Raw genomic sequence first — 17,177 nt, 5'->3', positions numbered from 1 at the left:
GTTTACCCTCCTAAATAAGCTTTCTTGACTTCTTCAGATTCCAATAGCTCCTGTCCGGTACCAGAAAGCACGACTTTTCCTGTTTCTAACACATATCCGCGGTCAGCCACTGACAATGCCATTTTGGCATTTTGCTCGATCAACAAGATTGTTGTTCCTTGTTGATTGATTTCCTGAATAATAGAAAAAATTTCCTTGATGAAAATTGGTGCCAATCCCATCGATGGTTCATCCAACAATAATAGTTTGGGCTTAGACATGAGGGCCCGTCCCATGGCTAACATTTGTTGTTCGCCGCCGGACAATGTGGCTGCATCTTGATTTTTCCGCTCTTTCAAGACGGGAAATTTTTGGAATACCTGCTCGTAATCTGTCTTTATCTCCCCGTCTTTTCGCAGATACGCCCCCATCTCCAGGTTCTCCATCACCGATAGGCCGGAAAAAACATGCCTGCCTTCTGGGACTTGTGACAACCCGTTAGCTACAATTTTTTGCGGTGCTGTCTTGGTGATTTCATTGTCTTCAAAAGTAATCGATCCTTGTGAAGGTCGAATTAGTCCGGAAATTGTTCGCAGAATTGTTGTTTTGCCGGCACCATTCGCACCAATCAAGGTCACGATTTCACCTTGGTTGACTTCAAAGGAAACGTCGTGGACCGCCTGAATCATACCATAATGAACGGCTAGATTTTGAATTTTCAACATCACATCTCGCCTCCCAAATACGCCTCGATAACTCGAGAATTGTTTTTGATCTCATCTGGCGTCCCGTGAGCAATTAATTGCCCGTATTCCAAAACATAGATTCGTTGGCAAACTTCCATCACCAGACTCATATCGTGTTCAATCAACAGGATAGTAATCTGGAAATCTTTTTGGACCTTGCGAATCAGCTGTGTCAAATCGGCAGTTTCTTGTGGATTCATTCCCGCTGCAGGTTCATCCAAAAACAACAGTTTGGGATCGGTTGCCAATGCCCGTACGATTTCCAGACGCCGCTGTTCCCCATAAGGAAGATTCTTTGCCAAGGTCTCTCCTTTATTTTCCAAGCCAAAAATTGCCAACAATTCCAGCGCTTTTTGCCGCAAATTCGCCTCTGTTTTATAAAACTTCGGCAGACGCAGAATACTACTGAAAAAACCTTCTTTATGCTTGGCATTCATGGCAATCAAGACATTGTCCATCACAGTCAGCTCTTTAAAGAGACGAATATTTTGAAAGGTACGGGATAATCCGGCAGTAGCTACTTTATAAGGTTTCATGCCATTGAGTCGTTCTTCTTTTCCTTGATTATAAAACAAGACATCCCCACTGGAAGGCTCATATACGCCAGTCAATAGATTAAATAGCGTCGTCTTACCGGCGCCATTTGGTCCAATCAGTCCAACCAACTCGTTTGTGTCCAGTTCTAGATTCACATGGGAGACGGCTGCCAGGCCGCCGAAGTTTTTCGTCAGATTTTTAACGGTCAACAGAGGCATCTGCATCCGCTCCTTTCTTAGTAAATTTATGGAAGAGCCTTTTTACGGAAAATTCCCAAGTACCTAAGAGTCCTCCAGGTTTGAAGATCATAATTACGATTAAAGCCAGCGCATAGATAATCATTCTAAGAGAGCCGGTATCTTGCAACAACGTGTTCATTACCCCCAGCACAATTGCTGCCAAAACAGCACCGGTAGTCGAACCCATGCCACCGAATACCACAATAATCAGAATATCCACTGATTTCATAAAGCCATAGTCACCGGGAAAAACTGACTGCTTATAACCGGCGAACAAGGTGCCCGCCACACTGGCAGTCATGGCCCCAATCACAAAAGCCATTACCTTGTATTTTGTAGTGTTAACACCCATGGATTCCGCTGCAATTTCATCTTCTCGAACTGACAGAACCGCTCGTCCCGGCCCACTGTGAATAAAGTTCACCACAATCAGAATCGTCAATGCAGCAAAGGCAAAGACCATTTCCCATGTCGTATATTGCGGAATTCCAAAAATCCCTGCCGGTCCATTAGTGATTCCGTCCATGTTGACAATCAAAATACGAATGATTTCAGCAACTCCCAAAGTGGCAATCGCCAGATAATCTCCCTTCAACCGCAACGTTGGTATCCCAACGGCCAATGCAACAACGCCGGAAATTACGACGCCGGCCAGCATGCCCAAAAAGAAGCCACCATATGTGGGCAGTTGCATACCCAAAATTGCGCCCGCATAGGCACCAATAGCCATAAATCCTGCATGTCCCAATGAAAATTGACCGGAATAACCAATGATCAAATTCAATCCTACCGCCAAGATCACATTGATTCCAATATTGACGATGGCATTGTCCAAAAACAGATCAATGATTCCCAGATTGTAGAGCATAAATAAAATAAAGTAACAGCCGACGATCAGTGCCAGCCAGATTAGATTGTATTTTAATGTCTTTTTCATGACTGCCACCTACACTTTCTCTTTGACATTCTTACCCAATATACCTGCTGGACGTACCAGCAAAATGATGATTAAAACCAGATATACCAAGGCATCTTTGAAAGCTGAAAAGCCCAACGCTGTGGCAATAGTCTCAATCAGCCCGATAACAAATCCCCCTAGTGCCGCACCAGGAATGATCCCGATTCCTCCCAATACCGCAGCGACAAAGGACTTCAACCCCGGCGCAACCCCCATCATAGGATCGATAGAGTTGTAATACAAGCCAATCAACATCCCACCAGCAGCCGCCAGCGCAGAACCGATGGCAAAGGTGAAGGAAATCGTTCGGTTGACATTAATCCCCATCAATTGGGCGGCATCGCCATCCACTGAGACAGCCCGCATCGCTTTTCCCATCTTGGTCTTTTGAATAATCAGTTGCAATAGAACCATCAAAAGCAGAGAAACAAATAAAATAATCAGCTGGATATTGCTGACTTTAAGGATACCTAAATCATAGGTTTTCAGTGCAATAACCTGCGGAAACGGCCGTGCATCCGATTTAAAGAAATAGGTCATCAAATTCTGTAGCAAATAGCTAACTCCGATGGCTGTAATCAAGGCAGAAATCCGTGTCGCCTTACGCAGCGGCCGGTATGCCAAAAATTCGATCACAACTCCCAGACAGGCACAGGCAGCCATCGCAATGAGCATCGCCGGAAAGAAGCCGATTTTCGCGTTATAATTCAAAATAAAATAGCCGATAAAACTACCAATCATGTAGACTTCACCATGTGCGAAGTTGATTAGCTTGATAATCCCGTAAACCATCGTGTAGCCCAATGCCAACAAAGCATAGATTGAACCTAGAAATAGCCCATTCACCAGTTGCTGTACGATCATTTCCATAGCGTCACTGCCCTTTCATTCAAAGCCTAAAAGGAGGAACGCCCGTTACGGACGCTCCACCTTTGCAATCTGTATTTATCAAGGATTAACCACGTCGGCAGTTGTTTCCTCACCGTTTTGCATACCCAATACAACAGCAGATTTTTCCGGATTGTGTTCTTTATCGATGGTCATTGTTCCGGTTACACCTTCGAAATCTTTCAGCTCTGACAACCCTTTTGTGATGGCTGCTGAATCAGCGGACCCTTGATCTTCGATGGCTTGTTTTACCATATAAACAGCATCGTAGCTAAGGGCATTGAAAGACGACGGTTCTTTGTCATATTTCTTTTTGAAAGCCTCGATAAAGGTTTTTGCCTTTTCGCTGGTATCAACTTTGGTGGAGAAATGAGAAGCGTAATAGACTTGATTCACATTCTCTTTACCGGCGATTTCAACATATTTCGGATCAGAAAATCCATCTGGCCCCAGGATTGGCACATCGATACCCATTTCACGGGCTTGTTTGGTAATCAAACCAGTTTCTTCATAATAACCTGGCAGATACAAAACATTGAAGTCTTTATCTTTGATCTTGGTGAGCACCGCCTGGAAGTCCTTGTCTCCTTTGGTAAAATTCTCTTCGGCGACGATTTCTCCTTCATAGGCATCTTTGAAAGCTTTGGTCAGTCCCTTGGCATAGTCGCTGGAATTATCTCCCAAAATCGCTGCTTTATCCGTTTTCAGCGTTTCATGGGCATAGATTGCCAGTACTTTTCCTTGGAAACTATCTTGGAAACAAGTCCGAAAAGCATATTCTTGTACTTTGCCATTTTGAACTGTAATAGAGTCATCCGTCCCAGAAGGTGTCACCAAAGGTACTTTGACTTTAGTCGTAGTCGGCAGAGACGCTTTGACTGCCCCAGAAGTTGCCGGCCCAACAATCGCAACGACACCATCTTTTGTAGTCAAGCTGGTAGTTACTGAGACTGCTTCTGTACTGTCCGATTTATTGTCTTTGGTGATTAGTTCGATCTTTTTCCCATCGATTCCGCCGGCAGCATTGATCTCTTCTACCGCCATCTCGATGCCTTCTTTTTCTTGGTTGCCGTATGCAGCGACTGCACCGGACAATTCCATATTCATCCCCAACTTGATCGTATCACCGGAAGTATTGCCACTACCAGTCGAGCCCGACGTATCAGAGCCTGATCCTTTCGGTGCCGCGCTACAGGCAGACAACAGCAGCATACCGGTAAACAAAAACGCCAATTTCTTTTTCATCCCATTTCCTCCATTTTCTTAATAATTATAATAGAGCTTCTCTCCAAGTATGCTTTTTAATATACTGAAACTTTCATGACAAGTCAATACAATATTCAGAAAATTCGATTATTTCTGAAGAGAATGTTTTATTAATATAAGCTCATTTTATTATAAATATTTTATCATAATAAAAACGAGATGAAAAATAATACCTCAACTGCTCCCAAACAGCAGCTTTTCAGCGCCAGCTTTGACAGCTCTCTTCTTACAACACCAACACTCTGAAAACGCGGCTATTGTAAGTCTCAGCTTCTTAAAAGAATTTACGATCATCAAAAAAGCTGCCGCAAAAAATTGCAGCAGCTTTCATGTTTATCGTTTCCTTATTATTTCTAAGTCGGCGGGTTTGCCGCAAGACAGTCTAAGAGACATCAGGATGGCTCACAGCGGCATTTTGTTCTGCATCAAGGAGAATTAACTTCCTCTTCGCTGCAGGATTACTTGATTTCTCAAGCGAACGCCCTCTTCATAAATCGGTTCTGCATAGTGCTGGATAAAGTAGTCTTTAACCACCGCAATTTGGCGAAAGCCCTTTTTTTGATACAAGGAAAGCGCTGGCGAAGTCAAATCCCCAGTCTTGATTAGAACAGGCTTTTGCGGTGCTTGCGCCGTTGTCAGTGACAGACACTCATCTAACAGGCGACTGCCGATCCCCTGATTTTGAAACTGTTGAGCAACCGCAACGTTTAAAATCTCAAATTCCTCAGCTCGTTCTTCAAAAACGGTAACACCCACAGCCCCGGAAGCAGTCAGAAGAGATAGCGCCTCAGCCTTCTCTTCCCACGCAATCAGCACCCGGCTGCGCTCCAGATAACTCGCGACCAGCTGCCGATCAGGATCAGCATCTAAAAGTAACGACCAGGGCAGCAGTTCCTTTTGCTGTTGCGGATCGATTTCTGAGATTTTCAGCTTCATTTGGCAGGTGCTCCTTTTCGATAAGTATATATCGGTCGTTCCTTATCCACAGTATTGCGTTTCAAGGAAAACTTGCGGGGAACATAATCGATACCACCTTTGACAAAGGGGTGGCACCGAAGAATCCGCGCTATGCCCATCAACAACCCTTTTATAGCCCCGTGGACTTGGATCGCCTGAATCATATAACTGGAACACGTAGGATAATAACGGCAGCTAGGAGGAAACAAAGGTGAAATAAAGCGTTGGTAGCCCCGTACCATACCAATTAACAGACGTTTCATAAGGTGAATCCCTTCTTTTATTGTTTTTCAAATCATAGCTTCTTTCCAACTAAAAAACAAGGAAACAACTCATTTTCACCCATCGCTTAGCCGAAACAGCTATCTTTTGAATGCAAAAGGAATGTGCCCCAAGTAATTTCCAAGTGCTAAACAGCGGATGTTTAATCGCAATGAATAAAAAGTATACGGATGAGGAAAAGTTGTGACCCTATCCATGTTTTAGTCCGAAGAGAGAACATGACCATCCGTGTCAAGAGAAGTCAGCATTTAAAATTTTTAGCAATGAAAAGCCGACGATCTTCCAGTGTTTTTAATGGAAGATCGTCGGCTTTTTTGGGGCCTCACGTTTGGTATTGTTCGGTTCGTAGGACGGGGACTCAACTATTTATCCCGGTCATATTGTCATTATCAGCCTAAAATCGTCACTTGAACCTGACGCCGGCCCCAAGCATAACATTGGTCAGCGGTAGAAAAGTGTACATCGATAATATTGCCTTTGATTGCGCTACCTGTATCTACGGCATAAGCTTCACCATAGCCTTCAACGTAGAGCCGTGTGCCCAACGGAATCACACTCGGATCCACTGCCACTGCAATCGGATTGCTCAACAGGTTTTGCCCAGTAGCAGTAACAGTACCGCCACCTAACGCATCAGCAGGATCGGAACTATACGCGGTGGATTCCATAATAAGTGTCCGGCCACCACTTGGCGCTGCACTCGTTGCTTCTTGTGCAGCGGCTTGTTCGGCTGCCGCTTGTTCAGCTGCTTCCTGTTCAGCCTTTTCTTTAGCGGCTTTTTCAGCTGCTTCTTTTGCTGCTTTTTCTTTCGCTGCTTTTTCTTTTGCGGCCTTCTCTTTGGCGGCTTTTTCACGAGCCGCTTTTTCTTTGGCTGCCTTTTCCTTGGCAGCAATATCTTTTCTCACAAGTGTCACTGCTTGATTGTCTTTGCTGACTTCAGCAAGTGACGTAGACAAATTCATTACCGTATCTTTTGCAACGATTTGTGTATCAATCGTCGCTTCTTCCGGTTGGTTTTCATTTGCATATACTGGTAACAGACTTCCAAATGCCAAGACAGCAGTTGCACCAATCAATGGCCATAAACGAGTATTCATAAAGTCGTTTTCCCTCCTAAGTAGCTCACGAAGGGTATCTTATCACGGGGTCTCCCCCCTTTGGTTACAGTCCTGTTAAGGCTCTTTGACACAAAAATAGAAAACGCTTCATTTTTCGTTACAAATGAAATAAACTCTGTGTAATTTAATTTTAACTAAAAGCCGAATCGTTAAAAGAGCCTGATACAACAGGAATCTCTTCTAAAAAGATTAAATTAAAATGATAATTGGATTCCCACCTCTTACAACAGATGGATTCTTGAAAATCCGATAAAAAACTCGGAAATCATTGTACTTTTTCAGCTAAAATAGGCCAATATTACAAAACAGTAACAATTAATTCAGTCTGGCATAGTCCATAATTGACTTTCTGTCGCCAGAATAATCCGAGCAGGTAAACCAGCCAGAAGAGATTTTTTAAAGCGGCAACAAAAAAATACTCGGGTGAAGACCAGAATTGTCCTTTCTATGCTCCAATGAAACTAGCCTTAAACAGCTATTTTAATGATTTAGTCGTGATTCCCCCATCTTTTTCATAAGCAGCTAGCGCCAATTGCCGCAGTTTTTCATAGTTTGGAAGATTCAGGTATTTTTTTTGTTTGAATTCATCAAAAGCGGTATACAGCGCTACAATCTCAGCAAAATCCCCTTGTTGCATTTTTAAGATTGGGGTTCCATAGAGGCCTCGTAGTATCCGGTAAGCGCTATTTGCCTTGCCAAATAGCTTCAGAAACCAACTAGGTGTGACAGAATACCCATTTTGAGTCAAGATCCGAAACATTTCTGGATAAGCAGCGGCAGCCAGGCGCATGATTTTCTCTTTCTCTTCTTTTGAATAATCATTTTGCTGGAACAAATAGTCCAAGCTGTTTAAGATCATCACAAAACCACCATGACTTTTCAACCACTGATCAAGCTCTGAATCAATTTTCCATTTAAAAGCTGTCGTAGCAAACGCTGCTGCTAGTATGGGTTCAATTGCTGCTGAAGAGGGCTGACTGACTTTTAAACCGCCTGTCCCAAATCGTAAAATCGCAATCTTCCCAGCGCGTCGTATGCCACCGGTCGTTTGAAAGCCAAACGCAATGTTCTTTTTCGACTGGCTTTGTGCTTTTAAGGCTGTCGCTAAACCAGTTGTATCCATCTGATTGCCTACAAAGATAATGTGTTGACTGGCATTACCGGCTAAAATGGGCAGGACCGTGTTAAAATCACTGTATTTCATCGTGACAAAAACGAGATCATAGAAATCTTGGCTTTTCAACTCTTCAATCACGTTGATTCGCTGTCGCGTCGTTTTACGCTGCAATTGATGATACAAAACCAATCCCTGCGCCTCTAAATCGCTTTTACGTTGATTACGCGCTAATAGCGTCACCTCATTTTCAATATTCTGTGCCAAAACAGAGGCTAAATAGCTTCCCTGAATGCCTGCACCATAAATTAAAATTCGCATCTCGTTCTCCTTTTCTCAACAGGTGTTGATTACTATTCATTCGTACATTATAGTAAGGAAGAACAACTGGCACTACAATCAACAAAAAGACGAAGCTGTTGAGTAACCAACAAAAAAATGAAATTGTTAGGAGCTATCCTTCCTATGGATCGAAGAAAGCGAAAAACACAAGCGGCCATTACACAAGCACTTTTGTCCCAGCTGCAAAAAAGCGACTTTGCCACAATAACAGTTAGTCAGCTTTGTGAGCTGGCTGATATCAATCGCGGGACCTTCTATTTGAATTATCTCGACAAGTTTGACTTGTTGGAAAGAGTTATCCAAACAGAGATCGACACCTTGATTACCTATTGTCAAACAAGCGAGGACACTTCCCAACCATTGACTGCCACCTTTGCCTACTTAACAGAGCACAAAAACCGTTTTAGTCTTCTTATAAAAGCCGACACACAAGATGTGTTTAGTTCTTATCTCGTGCGGTACTTATTGAAAAGTGAATTGGCCAATGCCAGCAGCAGCCAAACCGAAGCCATCTTTATCGCAAATGGCGTAGTTGGCGTTTTGAAAAACTTTTTATTAAATCCTAAAAGCAACGGAAACGAACTGATAGAGCTGGAAGTCTTTATTGCCAAATTCAAAAAAGTCTAGTCATTTACAGCAGTGTAGCAAGCTGAAAGAGACAAACAGCTGCTGGTATAAGCAAAAAAAAAGAAGCCTTTTTCCGCAAGTAGCGGTGGCTTCTTTTCATTATTATTTGATGAATTCAAGAATGTGGGTCCATAAACCTAGGTAGAACACCTTTAACGGCATACCGCCGCCGATCCCACCGTAGCCGATCATGGTCCCGAGTATAAACATACCCATAGCCAATAAGATCACGATTAAGATCTTCACCAATGTCGTCAAAATGTAACGGTTCAACCGCATAGGTCTAATTTCCCCTTTCTTTTAATGAACAGCTTTCAATTTCTATTATTACGTAGGATAAGCTTACGCAGTTACTGCTGACTTTTTATCGGAAACTGACTGACTATCAACACGTTCAACTGATGCCCCTAATTTTTGCAGTTTTTCATGGAATTTATAGTAGCCACGATCAAGATATTTCAAGTTACGAACACGAGTGATACCAGTCGCAGTCAAACCTACCAAAATCAATGCTGCAGCCGCTCGCAAATCTGTTGCATAAACCAGTGCACCTTGCATTTGATGACCCCCTTCAATGACAGCTACACTGCCATCAATCTTAACATGGGCGTTCATGCGGCGCATTTCTTCTAAATGTTGGAAACGATTTTCAAAGACTGTTTCGGTAACAATGCTCGTTCCTTGGGCCAACATTTGAATCGCAGTCATTTGTGCTTGCATATCTGTTGGGAAGCCAGGGTGAGGCATGGTTTTGACATCCGTTGGTTTCAATACAGCTGGGCCTACTACTCGGAGTCCGTCTGCTTCTTCAGTGATTTTGGCACCCATTTCTGTCAATTTAGAAATCAATGGGCGGTTGTGTTCGCTAATCGCATCCAAAATCAAGACGTCACCTTGTGTCATAGCAGCTGCCACCATAAAAGTACCCGCTTCGATACGGTCTTGAACAATGGAGTGATTAACCGCATGAAGATGATCCACACCTTCAATTCGCATTGTCTCAGTACCTGCACCGTGGACAGATGCTCCCATTTTGTTCAGGATGTTTGCCAAGTCGACAATTTCCGGTTCACGAGCCACGTTTTCAATGATCGTTGTCCCTTTGGCTTTGACGGCCGCCATCATGATATTTTGAGTCGCACCGACACTTGGGAAATCTAAGTAGACAGTATTGCCTTGCAGACCATTTTCAGCGATTGCCTCAATGTAGCCATCTCGTTGATGGATGGTTGCTCCCAATGCTGCAAAACCTTTCAAATGCAAGTCTATCGGTCGCTTACCGATTGCACAGCCACCAGGCATAGCAACTTTTGCATGACCATTGCGGGCCAACAGTGGTCCCATAACAACGATAGACGCCCGCATTTGACTCACCAATTCATAAGGTGCTTCTTCCTTCAAAGGCTTTGAAGCATCGATAGTTACTTGATTCATTGCTTGATCAAAATCGACAGCTACATTCAGCTGACGAATTACTTCGTTCATCGTCAAGACATCTGACAGGATTGGTACATTTTTAAGGGTTGTAACGCCTTCTTCAGCCAACAATGTTGCTGCTAAAATCGGAAGTACTGCATTCTTGGCTCCTTCGATTTTAACTGTACCTTTTAATTGATTACCACCGTGGACGATGATCTCTTCCATAATTTTCCCTCCAGAAATAGCTTTGAGCATGAAAAAAAGCCCAAAATCTGTACTATTATACCATATACCGATAAAATTAGTACCATTTTATTTTTCAATTATTAAATGTCAAAAAGAGGTTTCTGCACAGAGCCAAAATCTCCAAAAAGAAAGAACTGGCCTGATAGCCAATGACGATAGCTACCAATGACAGGAGTAACCGAACTTGAGGAGTGTGGTACGACCGAAAAAAAGTATCCAACCGAATCGCCTTCAGACTCCAAAATGCGAGATAAATAAATGCGAAATGACTTACGATCCGTAACATCGCATCAATTCCATAGAACGCCATAGCACCCCTGCTTTCAAAAAAACTCAATACGTAGATACTACCATAAATACGTCAGAATGAAAAATTACTTTCCTCGCCTGAAAACTTTCAACGGTTTTTTAAAAGTCTTCTCCTCATTCTACCGGCTTCTGTCATTTATTTGAAACAATTATCATCAGATTTATGTAAATTTTTTTCAAATCTTCAAGCATTCTGGGTTCATCGAATCAGCAGGTCTTTCGTTCACTAGAGAATCTAAAGTTTTTATTAATTGTTGTTTAAGATTTTTTCTGACATCGATTGATTGGAAAAAGAGTTTAACCGGTTTCAGACACGTTCAAACCAATCATTACTTGCTTGGGAGGCTCTTCGAAGCAGTTGTTTTACTGCTCTTCTTCAAAAATCCTCTTCGTTCAAAATAAAAAACCGCCGGAAAAAATCCGGCGATCCTCGATTTATTGCAGATTAACCGTGTTTGGATACATTGATCCGATTGATGGCACGATGCAATGCAACTGTTGCCCGTCGCAACTGGTCGACATCGTCTGACTGTTTGGCTTCTTCGATCATCTTCTCTGCTCTGATCTTTGCCCGTTCGGCACGAGAAACATCGATATCTCGTTCTCGTTCGGCACTGTCAGCAATGATCGAAACAACATCGTCACGCACTTCCATGATCCCCCCATTGACTGCAATCCAGTCAACGTGGGTATCGGAATCTACCCGTTTTACACGGACCTCATCGATTGCCAAAGGCGCGATGATTGGTGCATGCCGCGCCATAATTCCGATTTCACCACTGAGTGTTTTCGCAACGACGATCCGCGCATGGTGTTCATACACCAGACCATCAGGTGTTACCACGTTTACGGTCAAATATCTTTCTTCCATGGGCCACCTCTTTCTGACTGCACAGCTAGTTCAAGCCGTCAGCTGCTAATATCCCAGTTTTTTCGCTTTTTCAGCGACTTCTTCGATTCGTCCAACACTACGGAAGGCTTCTTCAGGAAGGTCGTCATATTTGCCTTCAAGGATTTCGCGGAAGCCCTTGATGGTTTCTTCAACTGGAACATATGAACCCGGCAGGCCAGTAAATTGTTCAGCGACATGGAAGTTTTGCGACAAGAAGAACTGGATCCGGCGAGCCCGGGCAACCAGCACTTTTTCTTCATCTGACAATTCATCCATCCCCAAAATGGCGATGATGTCTTGCAGTTCACGGTAGCGTTGCAAAACGTGTTGGACTTCTGTCGCAACCTGGTAGTGTTCTTCGCCGACAATTTCAGGTGCCAAAGCACTTGAAGAAGATGCCAACGGATCCACCGCAGGATAAATCCCTTGTTCGGTCAATTTACGTTCCAAGTTGGTAGTCGCATCCAAATGGGCGAAAGCTGTTGCCGGCGCCGGGTCAGTATAGTCATCGGCAGGAACATAGATCGCTTGAATTGAAGTAATAGAACCCTTCTTAGTCGACGTAATACGTTCTTGCAATTGACCCATTTCTGTCGCCAATGTTGGTTGATAACCCACGGCTGACGGCATCCGTCCTAACAGAGCGGATACTTCGGAACCCGCTTGAGTAAAACGGAAAATATTATCAATAAACAACAGCACGTCTTGGCCGGCTTCATCACGGAAATATTCTGCGATTGTCAAGCCTGTCAGGGCCACCCGCATCCGGGCACCAGGCGGCTCATTCATCTGACCAAACACCATGGCTGTCTTCTCGATAACGCCTGAATCTTTCATTTCGTAATACAGGTCATTCCCTTCACGGGTACGTTCGCCGACACCGGTGAAGACTGAAATACCGCCATGTTCTTGGGCGATATTGTGAATCAATTCTTGGATCAAGACGGTTTTACCAACACCGGCACCACCGAACAGTCCGACTTTACCACCTTTTAAATAAGGGGCCAACAAGTCGATAACTTTGATCCCAGTTTCCAGGATTTCAGTACTGGTAGACAATTCATCAAAGGCTGGTGCACTTTTATGGATACTGCTACGTTCGGCATCTTTGGCAAAAGGTGCCTCCATATCGATTGTGTCACCTAAAACGTTGAACACACGACCTAGGGTGTCTTGTCCAACTGGTACGGAGATAGAGCTGCCGGTATCGACAACCTCCATTCCCCGTTGCAGACCGTCTGTTGATTCCATGGCAATGGTCCGAATGACACCGTCACCCAGCTCCAAAGCTGCTTCCAAAACGATCTTGCTTTTTTGTTCATCGTTGCGGTACACCACAAGGGCGTTATTGATATCCGGTAATGATTGATCCAACGAGAATTCCACGTCGACAACGGGACCGATGACCTGAACAATCTTGCCTGAACTCATGTGTTTTCCTCCTTGCTTCGTGTGCTGAGAGCGCTCGTTTCAAGCTCTTGAAAATCGTCGTTTCACTGGGGAAGACTCCCCCAATGAGCCACGTATTCTCTTTCTCTGAAACGGTTGTGTGTTGTAATTGTCGGAGCGAACCGACTGCCAACACACGACAGTTTGTCAGCACCGGTTATTTCGTAATCATTCCAGAGCTGCTGCCCCGGCAACAATTTCGGTGATTTCTTGTGTAATCGCACCTTGGCGAGCTCGATTGTAAGAGATCGTCAAGTCGCCGATAATATTACGAGCGTTGTCGGTGGCTGTCTTCATGGCAGTCATTCCGGCAGCATGTTCTGCCGTTTTGGCATCCACGATTGCTCCGTAAATCAAGCTTTCCGCGTATTGCGGTAACAGTTGATCTAAAATTGCTTCTTTCGAAGGCTCAAACAAGTACTCCTGTTCGTAGCTTTCGGCTTCGTCAGGATCCAAGTCGGTGATAGGCAGCATCTTTTCCACGCGGAATTGACTGGTCAGAGAGTTGATATGGTGGTTATAACATACGTACAGCTCATCAAAAACTTCATTTTGATACATCGTCGTTGCCATCGTCACAATCTTCCGTACTTCTTCAAAGCCAGGTTGATCTGACAAATTACGCAGCTCGTATGCAAGATTGATGCCTCGAGCCTTGAAAAAATCTGCACCCGTCGCTCCGATGGCAATCATCACATAGTCCTCTTGTGATGTGTGATCGTCTTGGAGCATCGTCATCATCTGTTTCAAAATAGAGCTGTTATATCCGCCCACCAGTCCGCCATCAGAAGTGATGACGATATAGCCGGTTTTTTTCACTGGGCGACTGATAAGCATACTATTGTAGTTGACGCCGTCTTGCACATTGTTGGTGTAGATGTCTGTCAACTCTTGTGCTGTCATATGAGTGACCACTTCTCGTACTTTCTGAGCATAAATCTGAAAGTGTTTTGAATGACTTTCAGATTTGGTCAGTTTTGCGGCAGATACCATCTGCATCGCATTGGTGATCTGACTGGTTTTTTTCGTAGAAGCGATGCGTTGCTTGATCTCATTCAAGGAAGCACCCATGTCCGATCATCCTTTCTTGTACTAAAGTAAAGTCTTAGTTCCCGAAAAAATTAAGAACGGTCTTCTTCCATCGTCTTCAATTTTTCTTGTGGTGTTGCAGTGCGGCTATTGGAAGCCATAAATAAGTCTTTGGCTTCTTTGATTGCTGCATCCAACTCTTGTGCATCCGGCAAGTCCTTAGTGGTCCGGATGGTTTCAAACAAGTCATCGTGACTCGCTTCAATTTGTTCAAACAAAAACTCTTGGAAGTCCAAGACTTTGCCCACTGGGATACTGTCGATAAAGCCGTGAGTTAAGGCATATAAAATCACAACTTGTTTTTCTACTGCCAACGGATTGTGCAGTTTTTGCTTCAATACTTCAACAGTTCGACGACCGCGGTTTAATTTTGCTTGCGTCGCCTGGTCTAAATCAGAACCAAATTGAGTGAAGGCTTCCAGTTCCCGGTAGCTGGCCAAATCCAGCCGCAGCGTGCCGGCAACTTTTTTCATCGCTTTGATTTGAGCAGAACCCCCAACACGGGAAACTGACAACCCAGCATCAATCGCTGGACGCGTACCAGCATAAAACAGGTCGCTTTCCAAGAAAATCTGACCATCAGTGATGGAGATAACGTTGGTTGGGATATAAGCCGAAATATCACCGGCTTGGGTTTCAACAAATGGCAGTGCAGTCATAGAACCGCCGCCTAATTCATCGGATAACTTAGCAGCCCGTTCCAATAAGCGAGAATGCAGATAGAAGACATCCCCTGGGTAGGCTTCACGACCGGGTGGCCGGCGCAAAAGCAGTGACAATTCACGATAAGCAACCGCCTGTTTGGACAAGTCATCAAAGACGATCAATACATGTTTGCCGTTGTACATGAATTCTTCACCCATTGCTGTACCTGCATAAGGTGCGATGTACAACATTGGTGCTGGCTGAGAAGCCCCAGCTGAAACGACAATCGTGTAATCCAATGCGCCAAATTTCCGCAGTGTTTCCACCTGTGCCCGGACAGTTGAGTCTTTTTGACCAATCGCTACATAAATACAGATCATGTCTTGACCTTTTTGGTTGATGATCGCATCGATAGCAATTGAAGTTTTCCCGGTTTTCCGGTCACCGATAACCAGTTCCCGTTGGCCGCGGCCGATTGGAACCAAGGCATCGATGGCCTTCAAGCCGGTCTGCATCGGTTCAGAAACTGATTTACGCTGCATAACTCCCGGTGCCATCGCTTCTACTGGTCGGAATTTAGTCGTATTGATTGGACCTAAACCATCGATGGGTTGCCCCAAAGGATTGACGACACGACCAATCATAGCGTCCCCAACAGGAACTTCCATGATTTTACCAGTACGTTTAACTTTGTCACCTTCACGAATGGTTTCGAAATCCCCCAGGATGATAATCCCGACGTCATTTGTTTCCAAGTTTTGCGCCATACCGAATGCACCGTTGGAGAATTCCAACAGCTCACCACTCATGGCATTTTCCAAACCGTGAGCCCGCGCGATACCGTCCCCAACATAGGTGACAGTGCCGACTTCTTCAACTGAAAGCTCACTTTGGTAATTTTTGATCTGTTCTTTGATCAAAGCGCTGATTTCTTCAGCTTTGATGGCCATTCGATTCACCTCTTTACTAATGTGCTGGACAGCATTGACTAGGCCAATGCCGACGAGCTTCTACTTCAATAATTCCCGCAGTTTTGTCAACTGGGTCGCAACACTACCGTCAATTACCCGATCCTGAACTTCGACGATCACGCCGCCGACAATAGCAGGATCAACTTTTTCGGTCAACTGCGCAGTTTCATATCCCAGTCGTTTGGCAATCGACGCTTCCAAACGGCTCTTTTGCTGATTAGTCATAGGGACAGCTGTTGTCACCTGACCTAAAATCAAGCCTTGTTCTTCATCGTAACGACGTTCGAATTCGTCGATGATCAACGGCAAATCCGCCAGACGATTGTAGCGATTGACCACTAGCAGGAAGTTCTTCATAATCCCGGAAAACGGTGCTGTCAACTGATCTAACAACTGTCGTTTCGCTGACAGATCTAAGCGGACATCACTAAGCAAGTTTCCCAAATCTGGAATCTCTTCGTAAATTTTGCGGAGGCTCAATAAATCATTGTAGACCGCTTCCGACTGATTCTCCTCTGCCGCCAGTTCGAAGAGAGCTTTGCCGTATCGCTTGCCTACGGTGTATTTATTTAGCTTCATTTTGTGAACCCAAACCTTCGATATATTGGTTGATCAATGATTCGTGGGCATCGGCAGTGAGTTCCTTATTCAAAATCTTGGCTGCGATTTGCAAAGAAAGGTCAGCGACGTCGTCTTTGACAGACGTCATGGCTGTTTCTTTTTGCATTTCGATATCCGCTTGAGCTTTGTCCTTCAAACGGGAAACCTCTTCTTTAGTTTCATCCAAGATCTTTTGACGGCTGGATTCTCCACTGTCTTTCGCGGTTTTAATAATTTCAGCAGCTTCAGATTGCGAAGACATCAATTTTTGTTGACGTTCTTCTTCCATCTTGGCAGCTTTGAGCCGCGACTGCTCCGCTGAATCTAAATCATTGGCGATCTGATCTTCACGTTTCTTCATTATATCGGTGATTGGTCCCCATGCGAATTTCTTCAACAGGATTAACAGAATCAAAAACGATCCCGTTACCACCACCATGCTCGAGATTGTTGTGTTTTGAATCTCGGCAAGTACCAGATGATTCAGCATACGCTTGTACTCCT

19 protein-coding genes are annotated in these 17,177 nt (G+C 44.3%); 1 reads left to right on the top strand and 18 read right to left on the bottom strand.

Annotated features, from left to right (window positions below; translation table 11 throughout):
* Window positions 1–2: 2 nt before the first annotated feature.
* The 9 genes from ACOMA8_RS08965 to ACOMA8_RS08925 all read right to left on the bottom strand — a co-directional run bounded on the left by ACOMA8_RS08965 (window position 3) and on the right by ACOMA8_RS08925 (window position 8,405).
* Window positions 3–704, bottom strand: a complete 702-nt coding sequence (locus tag ACOMA8_RS08965) for an ABC transporter ATP-binding protein (RefSeq protein ID WP_161900166.1) — start codon at window positions 702–704, stop codon at window positions 3–5.
* Window positions 704–1,480, bottom strand: coding sequence for an ABC transporter ATP-binding protein (locus ACOMA8_RS08960; protein ID WP_421370150.1), 777 nt, complete (start codon window positions 1,478–1,480; stop codon window positions 704–706). The genes ACOMA8_RS08965 and ACOMA8_RS08960 overlap by 1 nt, the downstream gene beginning before the upstream one ends.
* Window positions 1,461–2,438 (bottom strand): branched-chain amino acid ABC transporter permease, encoded by a 978-nt coding sequence (locus ACOMA8_RS08955; protein ID WP_421370148.1) that lies wholly within the window; start codon window positions 2,436–2,438, stop codon window positions 1,461–1,463. The genes ACOMA8_RS08960 and ACOMA8_RS08955 overlap by 20 nt, the downstream gene beginning before the upstream one ends.
* Window positions 2,439–2,447: 9 nt before the next feature.
* Window positions 2,448–3,329, bottom strand: a complete 882-nt coding sequence (locus ACOMA8_RS08950) for a branched-chain amino acid ABC transporter permease (RefSeq protein ID WP_421370146.1) — start codon at window positions 3,327–3,329, stop codon at window positions 2,448–2,450.
* A gap of 78 nt (window positions 3,330–3,407) precedes the next feature.
* Window positions 3,408–4,592 (bottom strand): ABC transporter substrate-binding protein, encoded by a 1,185-nt coding sequence (locus tag ACOMA8_RS08945; RefSeq protein WP_161900170.1) that lies wholly within the window; start codon window positions 4,590–4,592, stop codon window positions 3,408–3,410.
* 456 nt (window positions 4,593–5,048) lie between these two features.
* On the bottom strand, window positions 5,049–5,549 hold the full coding sequence (locus ACOMA8_RS08940) for a GNAT family N-acetyltransferase (protein ID WP_421370144.1): 501 nt from the start codon (window positions 5,547–5,549) through the stop codon (window positions 5,049–5,051).
* Window positions 5,546–5,833 carry a membrane protein insertion efficiency factor YidD gene (gene yidD, locus ACOMA8_RS08935; RefSeq protein WP_161900172.1) on the bottom strand — a complete coding sequence of 96 codons (288 nt, stop codon included), beginning with the start codon at window positions 5,831–5,833 and terminating at the stop codon, window positions 5,546–5,548. The genes ACOMA8_RS08940 and yidD overlap by 4 nt, the downstream gene beginning before the upstream one ends.
* A 408-nt stretch (window positions 5,834–6,241) precedes the next feature.
* Window positions 6,242–6,949 carry a 3D domain-containing protein gene (locus tag ACOMA8_RS08930; RefSeq protein WP_421370142.1) on the bottom strand — a complete coding sequence of 236 codons (708 nt, stop codon included), beginning with the start codon at window positions 6,947–6,949 and terminating at the stop codon, window positions 6,242–6,244.
* 496 nt (window positions 6,950–7,445) lie between these two features.
* Window positions 7,446–8,405, bottom strand: a complete 960-nt coding sequence (locus ACOMA8_RS08925) for a 2-dehydropantoate 2-reductase N-terminal domain-containing protein (RefSeq protein ID WP_421370140.1) — start codon at window positions 8,403–8,405, stop codon at window positions 7,446–7,448.
* A 144-nt stretch (window positions 8,406–8,549) separates the two neighbouring features.
* Here ACOMA8_RS08925 and ACOMA8_RS08920 point away from each other — a divergent pair, with 144 nt between their 5' ends.
* Complete coding sequence (locus ACOMA8_RS08920) at window positions 8,550–9,053, top strand: TetR/AcrR family transcriptional regulator (RefSeq protein ID WP_421370138.1); 504 nt, start codon at window positions 8,550–8,552, stop codon at window positions 9,051–9,053.
* Window positions 9,054–9,155: 102 nt separating this feature from the next.
* On the opposite strand, the gene ACOMA8_RS08915 is transcribed toward ACOMA8_RS08920, so the two are convergent.
* The 9 genes from ACOMA8_RS08915 to atpF all read right to left on the bottom strand — a co-directional run bounded on the left by ACOMA8_RS08915 (window position 9,156) and on the right by atpF (window position 17,163).
* Window positions 9,156–9,332 (bottom strand): DNA-directed RNA polymerase subunit beta, encoded by a 177-nt coding sequence (locus tag ACOMA8_RS08915; RefSeq protein WP_421370136.1) that lies wholly within the window; start codon window positions 9,330–9,332, stop codon window positions 9,156–9,158.
* 63 nt (window positions 9,333–9,395) lie between these two features.
* Entirely contained in the window at window positions 9,396–10,697 is a 1,302-nt protein-coding gene (gene murA, locus ACOMA8_RS08910) for a UDP-N-acetylglucosamine 1-carboxyvinyltransferase (protein ID WP_161900177.1), read from the bottom strand.
* 94 nt (window positions 10,698–10,791) lie between these two features.
* Window positions 10,792–11,028, bottom strand: coding sequence for a DUF1146 family protein (locus ACOMA8_RS08905; protein WP_161900178.1), 237 nt, complete (start codon window positions 11,026–11,028; stop codon window positions 10,792–10,794).
* A 444-nt stretch (window positions 11,029–11,472) separates the two neighbouring features.
* Window positions 11,473–11,898, bottom strand: a complete 426-nt coding sequence (locus ACOMA8_RS08900) for a F0F1 ATP synthase subunit epsilon (protein ID WP_161900179.1) — start codon at window positions 11,896–11,898, stop codon at window positions 11,473–11,475.
* A 45-nt stretch (window positions 11,899–11,943) separates the two neighbouring features.
* Window positions 11,944–13,350, bottom strand: coding sequence for a F0F1 ATP synthase subunit beta (gene atpD / locus ACOMA8_RS08895; protein WP_421370134.1), 1,407 nt, complete (start codon window positions 13,348–13,350; stop codon window positions 11,944–11,946).
* Between the two features lie 186 nt (window positions 13,351–13,536).
* Window positions 13,537–14,439, bottom strand: a complete 903-nt coding sequence (locus tag ACOMA8_RS08890; RefSeq protein ID WP_161900181.1) for a F0F1 ATP synthase subunit gamma — start codon at window positions 14,437–14,439, stop codon at window positions 13,537–13,539.
* 50 nt (window positions 14,440–14,489) lie between these two features.
* On the bottom strand, window positions 14,490–16,052 hold the full coding sequence (gene atpA, locus ACOMA8_RS08885; RefSeq protein ID WP_161900182.1) for a F0F1 ATP synthase subunit alpha: 1,563 nt from the start codon (window positions 16,050–16,052) through the stop codon (window positions 14,490–14,492).
* A 60-nt stretch (window positions 16,053–16,112) separates the two neighbouring features.
* A complete protein-coding gene (locus ACOMA8_RS08880) occupies window positions 16,113–16,652 on the bottom strand; it encodes a F0F1 ATP synthase subunit delta (protein ID WP_421370131.1) in 540 nt (179 codons plus the stop codon).
* Window positions 16,639–17,163 carry a F0F1 ATP synthase subunit B gene (gene atpF, locus ACOMA8_RS08875; protein ID WP_161900184.1) on the bottom strand — a complete coding sequence of 175 codons (525 nt, stop codon included), beginning with the start codon at window positions 17,161–17,163 and terminating at the stop codon, window positions 16,639–16,641. Before atpF ends, ACOMA8_RS08880 begins: the two co-directional genes overlap by 14 nt.
* Window positions 17,164–17,177: the final 14 nt, after the last annotated feature.

Origin of the sequence: Enterococcus infantis, from assembly GCF_049166715.1 — a bacterium.
GTDB lineage: Bacteria > Bacillota > Bacilli > Lactobacillales > Enterococcaceae > Enterococcus_C > Enterococcus_C leclercqii.
Note: the sequence above shows the minus strand (reverse complement) of the source record. Positions and strands in the feature narration are given on the sequence as shown.